The sequence below is a fragment of the Streptomyces sp. NPDC029216 genome, from assembly GCF_040648015.1.
GTDB lineage: Bacteria > Actinomycetota > Actinomycetes > Streptomycetales > Streptomycetaceae > Streptomyces.
The window spans coordinates 1-5,902 of the sequence record NZ_JBEZWL010000247.1; the positions used below are offsets into that span (position 1 = coordinate 1).

Genomic DNA, 5,902 nt, shown 5'->3' on the forward strand with positions numbered 1-5,902 from the left:
AAGGGTGGCCGAAGGCCATCGCGAAGCGACGCGACCGAAGGGAGCGCCCTTGACAGGCCGGCCCGAACCGGAAGGACAGTGGGACTGACGGGAAACCCCCAGACCCTCCCTGAGCCCGCCCCGCACACGCCCCGCCCCCACCCACCGCCCCGCACCCGGGGAGGCGGGTGGGCAAACACCGCCCGGCCCCTACCCCTCGAGGGGGAAGAAGCGGGCCCGCACCGCGAGCCGTCAGCTCGCCGCCGCGTCCGCCGCCTGGGCCTTCAGGGCGCGCTCGACGCCCGAGCGGGACTCCGACACCAGGCGGCGCAGGGCCGCGTTCGGCTCGGCCGAGGCCAGCCAGGCGTCCGTCGCCGCCAGGGTCTCCTCGGAGACCTGGAGCGCCGGGTACAGACCCACCGCGATCTGCTGGGCGATCTCGTGGCTGCGGCTCTCCCAGATGTCCTTGACCACCGCGAAGTACTTCTCCGCGTAGGGCGCGAGCAGCTCGCGCTGGTCGGTCTGGACGAAGCCGCCGATCACGGCCTCCTGCACGGCGTTCGGCAGGTCGCCGGAGTCCACCACCGAGGCCCAGGCCGCCGCCTTGGCCTCCGCCGTCGGGCGCGCAGCGCGCGCCGTCTCGGCGTGGCGCTCGCCCGCCGCCGTCGCGTCCCGCTCCAGCTCGGCCGCGATCTCCGCCTCGTCCGCCCGGCCCGTGGCGGCCAGCCGCTCCAGGAACGCCCAGCGCAGCTCGGTGTCCACGACCAGACCCTCGACGGTCTCCGTACCGGCCAGCAGCGCGCCCAGCAGGTCCAGCTGCTCGTCCGTGCGCGCCGTCGCCGCGAAGGCACGGGCCCACGCCAGCTGGTGGTCGCTGCCCGGCGCGGCCGCGCGCAGGTGCTCCAGCGTGGCCTCGGTCCAGGCCGCCAGGCCCTGCTCCCGCCACGCCGGGTCGGCGTACAGGTCGATGGCCAGCTTCACCTGGCGGTGCAGCGACTGCACCACACCGATGTCCGACTCCTTGGCGATGCCCGACAGGACCAGGGCCAGGTAGTCGCGCGTCGCCAGCTCGCCGTCACGCGTCATGTCCCACGCCGATGCCCAGCACAGCGCGCGCGGCAGCGACTCGGTGAAGTCGCCCAGGTGCGCGGTGACGTTGGCCAGCGAGACCTCGTCCAGGCGGACCTTGGCGTACGACAGGTCGTCGTCGTTGAGCAGCACGACGGCCGGACGCGCCCGGCCGACCAGCTCGGCCACGGCCGTCAGCTCGCCGTCGATGTCCAGCTCGATCCGCTCCGTACGGACGAGCTTGCCGCCCTCCAGGTCGTACAGGCCGACCGCGATGCGGTGCGGACGCAGCACCGGCTCGCCCTGGGCCCCCGCCGGCAGGGCCGGGGCCTCCTGACGGATGGCGAACGACGTGACGACGCCCGACCCGTCCGTCTCGATCTCCGGACGCAGCACGTTGATGCCCGCCGTCTCCAGCCACGCCTTCGACCAGGCGGCCAGGTCGCGGCCCGAGGTCTCCTCCAGCGCCCCGAGCAGGTCCGACAGGCGCGTGTTGCCGAACGCGTGCGCCTTGAAGTACGCCTGCACGCCCTTGAAGAAGGCGTCCATGCCCACGTACGCGACGAGCTGCTTGAGCACCGAGGCGCCCTTGGCGTACGTGATGCCGTCGAAGTTGACGAGGACGTCGTCCAGGTCACGGATGTCGGCCATGATCGGGTGCGTGGACGGCAGCTGGTCCTGCCGGTACGCCCAGGTCTTCATGGAGTTCGCGAACGTGGTCCAGGCGTGCGGCCACTTCGAGCCCTCGGCGTAGGCCTGGCAGGCGATCGAGGTGTAGGTGGCGAACGACTCGTTCAGCCACAGGTCGTTCCACCACTCCATGGTGACGAGGTCGCCGAACCACATGTGCGCGAGCTCGTGCAGGATGGTCTCGGCGCGCACCTCGTACGCCGCGTCCGTCACCTTCGACCGGAAGACGTACTGGTCGCGGATGGTGACCGCGCCCGCGTTCTCCATCGCGCCCGCGTTGAACTCCGGCACGAAGAGCTGGTCGTACTTCGCGAACGGGTAGTCGTACGCGAACTTCTCCTGGAACCAGTCGAAGCCCTGCCGGGTCACGTCGAAGATCTCGTCCGCGTCGAGGAACTCGGCGAGCGACGGACGGCAGTAGATGCCCAGCGGGACGACCTGGCCGTCCTTGCCCTCGTACGTGCTGTGCACCGCGTGGTACGGGCCCACGATCAGCGCGGTGATGTACGAGGAGATGCGCGGGGTCGGCTCGAAGGCCCACACCCGGTCCTTCGGCTCCGCCCCCTCGGAGATGTCGCGTGGGGAGTTCGAGATGACCGTCCAGCCCTCGGGAGCCGTGACGGTGAACTGGAACGTCGCCTTGAGATCGGGCTGCTCGAAGCTGGCGAACACCCGCCGCGCGTCCGGCACCTCGAACTGGGTGTACAGGTACGCCTGCTGGTCGACCGGGTCGACGAAGCGGTGCAGGCCTTCGCCGGTGTTGGTGTAGGCGCAGTCCGCGACGACGCGGAGCTCGTTGGCGCCGGCGGCGAGGTGGTCCAGGGCGATGCGCGAGTCGCGGAAGACGGCGGCCACGTCCAGGGCCTTGCCGTTCAGCACGACCTCGTGCACGGCCGGTGCGACCAGGTCGATGAAGGTCCCGGCGCCTGCCTCGGCCGACTGGAAGCGCACGGTGGTCGCGGACCGGAAGGTACCGCCCTCCTGCGCACCGCTGAGATCGAGTTCGATCTCGTACGAGTCGACGGTGAGCAGCTTCGCCCGCTGCTGAGCCTCTTCACGGGTGAGATTCGTGCCAGGCACGCGGTCATCTCCTTTGATGGTGACGTTGCCCGGCCATCCTTCCATGCGGGCCCCGCCGCCGGGCAGGAGTAATCCAGAGGCGAACAGGACGCCCCTTCCCCGAATGCAAAGGGGCGGCGCCGTCACCGGCACCGCCCCTTCCGCACCGCGCAGGCGTCAGCCGCGCAGCTCCTCGGCCACGAGCTCCGCGATCTGCACCGCGTTCAGCGCCGCGCCCTTGCGGAGGTTGTCGTTCGAGAGGAACAGCGCGAGGCCGTTGTCGACCGTCTCGTCCACCCGGATGCGGCCCACGTACGAGGCGTCCTTGCCGGCGGCCTGGAGGGGGGTCGGGATCTCGGACAGCTCCACGCCCGGAGCGTCCTTCAGCAGCTCGTACGCGCGCTCCACGCTGATCGGGCGCTCGAAGCGGGCGTTGACCTGCAGGGAGTGGCCCGCGAAGACGGGGACGCGCACGCAGGTGCCGGAGACCTTGAGCTCCGGGATCTCCAGGATCTTGCGGGACTCGTTGCGGAGCTTCTGCTCCTCGTCGGTCTCGAAGCTGCCGTCGTCGACGAGGTTGCCCGCGAGCGGGACCACGTTGTACGCGATCGGGCGCTTGTAGACGGCCGGCTCGGGGAACTCCACCGCGCCGCCGTCGAAGGTCAGCTGGTCGGCGGCCTCGGAGACCGCGCAGGCCTGGCCCTTGAGCTCGGCGACGCCGGCCAGCCCCGAGCCGGAGACGGCCTGGTAGGTGGTGGCGATCAGCGCGGTCAGGCCGGCCTCGTCGTGGAGGGGGCGCAGCACGGGCATCGCGGCCATGGTGGTGCAGTTCGGGTTCGCGATGATGCCCTTGGGGCGGTTCTTGATCGCGTGCGGGTTGACCTCGGAGACCACGAGGGGGACCTCGGGGTCGCGGCGCCAGGCGGAGGAGTTGTCGATCACGACGGCGCCCTGGGAGGCGACCTTCTCGGCGAGGGCCTTGGAGGTGGCGCCGCCCGCGGAGAAGAGCACGATGTCCAGGCCGGAGTAGTCGGCCGTGGTGGCGTCCTCGACGGTGATCTCCCGGCCCTGCCACTCCAGGGTCGTGCCGGCGGAACGGGCCGAGGCGAAGAGCCGCAGCTCGTCGACCGGGAACTTCCGCTCGGCGAGGATGCTGCGCATGACTCCGCCGACCTGTCCGGTGGCTCCGACGATTCCGACCCTCACGGTGACTCCTTCGATACGTGGACGCGGGCGCGCGTGAAGCCATCATGCGTTCGACCCCACGAGGCTTGTCCAATCCATTGTCCGAGGTGCGGACAGTGTCGGGCCCGTGAACCCCCGTGACGAGTCCGTGACGGGCGTGTTTCAGGGCCTCCGGAAGTCCGTTTTGCCTGGTCAGGTCCGGTTAGCTTCCGTTCAGCCGTGATCGTTATCCGGACACGGCGTACCAGAGACCGAATGCCCAGGAACCGAAACGCCCACCGGGGGGAAGCCCACCATGCGGACCATCCGCCACCGCCGCCGGTCCATACCGGCCCTCGCCGCCCTCGCGGCCGCCGCCGTCGCCGCGCCCGTCCTGCTGACCGCCACCGCCGCCCCGGCCGACGCCCACCCCCGCGAGGGCCGGCTCGCCAAGGAGCTGGTCGAGGAGGTCACCGCACGCGGCGCCTACCGCCACCTGGCGAAGTTCCAGCAGATCGCCGACGCCAACGGCGGCAACCGGGCCGCGGGCACGCCGGGCCACGCCGCGTCCGCCGCCTACGTCCACGACACCCTGAAGAAGGCCGGGTACGAGGTCTCGTACCAGGACTTCGACATCTACGAGGCGCACACGAAGACGGAGAGGACCACGGTCCTCGGCGACCGGCCGCGCGAGCTGGCCACCGCCGCCTTCACCTTCACCCGGTCCACCCCGGCCGGCGGGCTGACGGCCCCGCTGGCCCTCGCCCGCGTCGACGAGACCCCCGGCTGCACCGCCGACGACTACCCGGCCGGGGCCTTCACCGGAAAGATCGCCCTGGTCAAGCGGGGTGCCTGCACCTTCGTGGAGAAGCAGCGGGCCGCCGCCGCGGCCGGCGCGGTCGGCGTGATCGTCTACAACCACAGCGGCACCACCCCGGTCCGCGGCGGGTTCTCCTCCCCGTCCGAGGGGGTCATCCCCAGCGCGGGCATCACCCTCGCCGACGGCGAGGCGCTGGCCGCGGCCGCCGCCGCGGGCGAGGTGAAGGTGCGCCTGGACCTGGACCAGGAGCACGTGAAGAAGACCACCCGCAACGTCATCGCCGAGACCAGGGGAGGCCGCGCCGACCGCGTCGTGACGGCCGGCGCGCACCTGGACTCCGTCCCCGAGGGCCCCGGCATCAACGACAACGGCTCCGGCTCGGCCGGTCTGCTGGAGGTGGCCCTCAAGCTCGCCGACGAGGGGGCCAACAAGAAGGGCAAGGGTCCGGCCAACAAGGTGCGCTTCGCCTGGTGGTCGGCGGAGGAGCTGGGCCTGCTGGGCTCCGAGCACTACGTGGCGCAGCTGTCCGAGCGGCAGAAGAAGGACATCGCGCTCTACCTGAACTTCGACATGATCGCCTCGCCGAACCCGGTGCAGTTCGTCTACGACGGCGACGACTCGGACAAGGCGGGCGCGGGCGCCGGCCCGGCCGGCTCGGCGCAGATCGAGTCGCTGATCAACGGCTTCCTGGACCGCACGGGCAAGCCGCACGAGGGCAGCGACTTCGACGGCCGCTCCGACTACGGCCCGTTCATCGAGAACGGCATCCCGGCGGGCGGCACCTTCACGGGCGCCGAGGGCGTCAAGACCGCCGAGCAGGCCAAGCGCTACGGCGGGACGGCCGGGGCCCCGTACGACCCGAACTACCACGGGGCCGGGGACACCCTGAAGAACCTGGACCTCAAGGCGTTCGACACCAACCTCGACGTCATCGCGTACGCGGTCGGCACCTACGCCGAGTCGCTGCGCTCGCTCGGCAAGTAGCCGCAAGGCCCGAGGGGGAAAATCCGAGGGGAAACGCCCGAGGGGGGGGGGGGGGGGGGCGGGCCCCCCCCCCGCCGGGAGACCGCCCCGCCGCAAAGGGGGGGGCGGTGGGTGGAGTAGCGGCGGGGGGGGGGGGCC

Annotated in this window: 3 protein-coding genes; 1 reads left to right on the top strand and 2 read right to left on the bottom strand. The window is 71.6% G+C overall.

Annotation, left to right across the window (positions count from 1 at the left end; genetic code table 11):
• Positions 1-231 precede the first annotated feature (231 nt).
• Positions 232-2,817, bottom strand: coding sequence for an aminopeptidase N (gene pepN, locus AB0F18_RS38110; RefSeq protein WP_362069807.1), 2,586 nt, complete (start codon positions 2,815-2,817; stop codon positions 232-234).
• A gap of 156 nt (positions 2,818-2,973) precedes the next feature.
• Entirely contained in the window at positions 2,974-4,002 is a 1,029-nt protein-coding gene (locus AB0F18_RS38115; RefSeq protein WP_362069810.1) for an aspartate-semialdehyde dehydrogenase, read from the bottom strand.
• Positions 4,003-4,276: 274 nt separating this feature from the next.
• Here AB0F18_RS38115 and AB0F18_RS38120 point away from each other — a divergent pair, with 274 nt between their 5' ends.
• A complete protein-coding gene (locus tag AB0F18_RS38120; RefSeq protein WP_362069813.1) occupies positions 4,277-5,764 on the top strand; it encodes a M28 family metallopeptidase in 1,488 nt (495 codons plus the stop codon).
• Positions 5,765-5,902 lie beyond the last annotated feature (138 nt).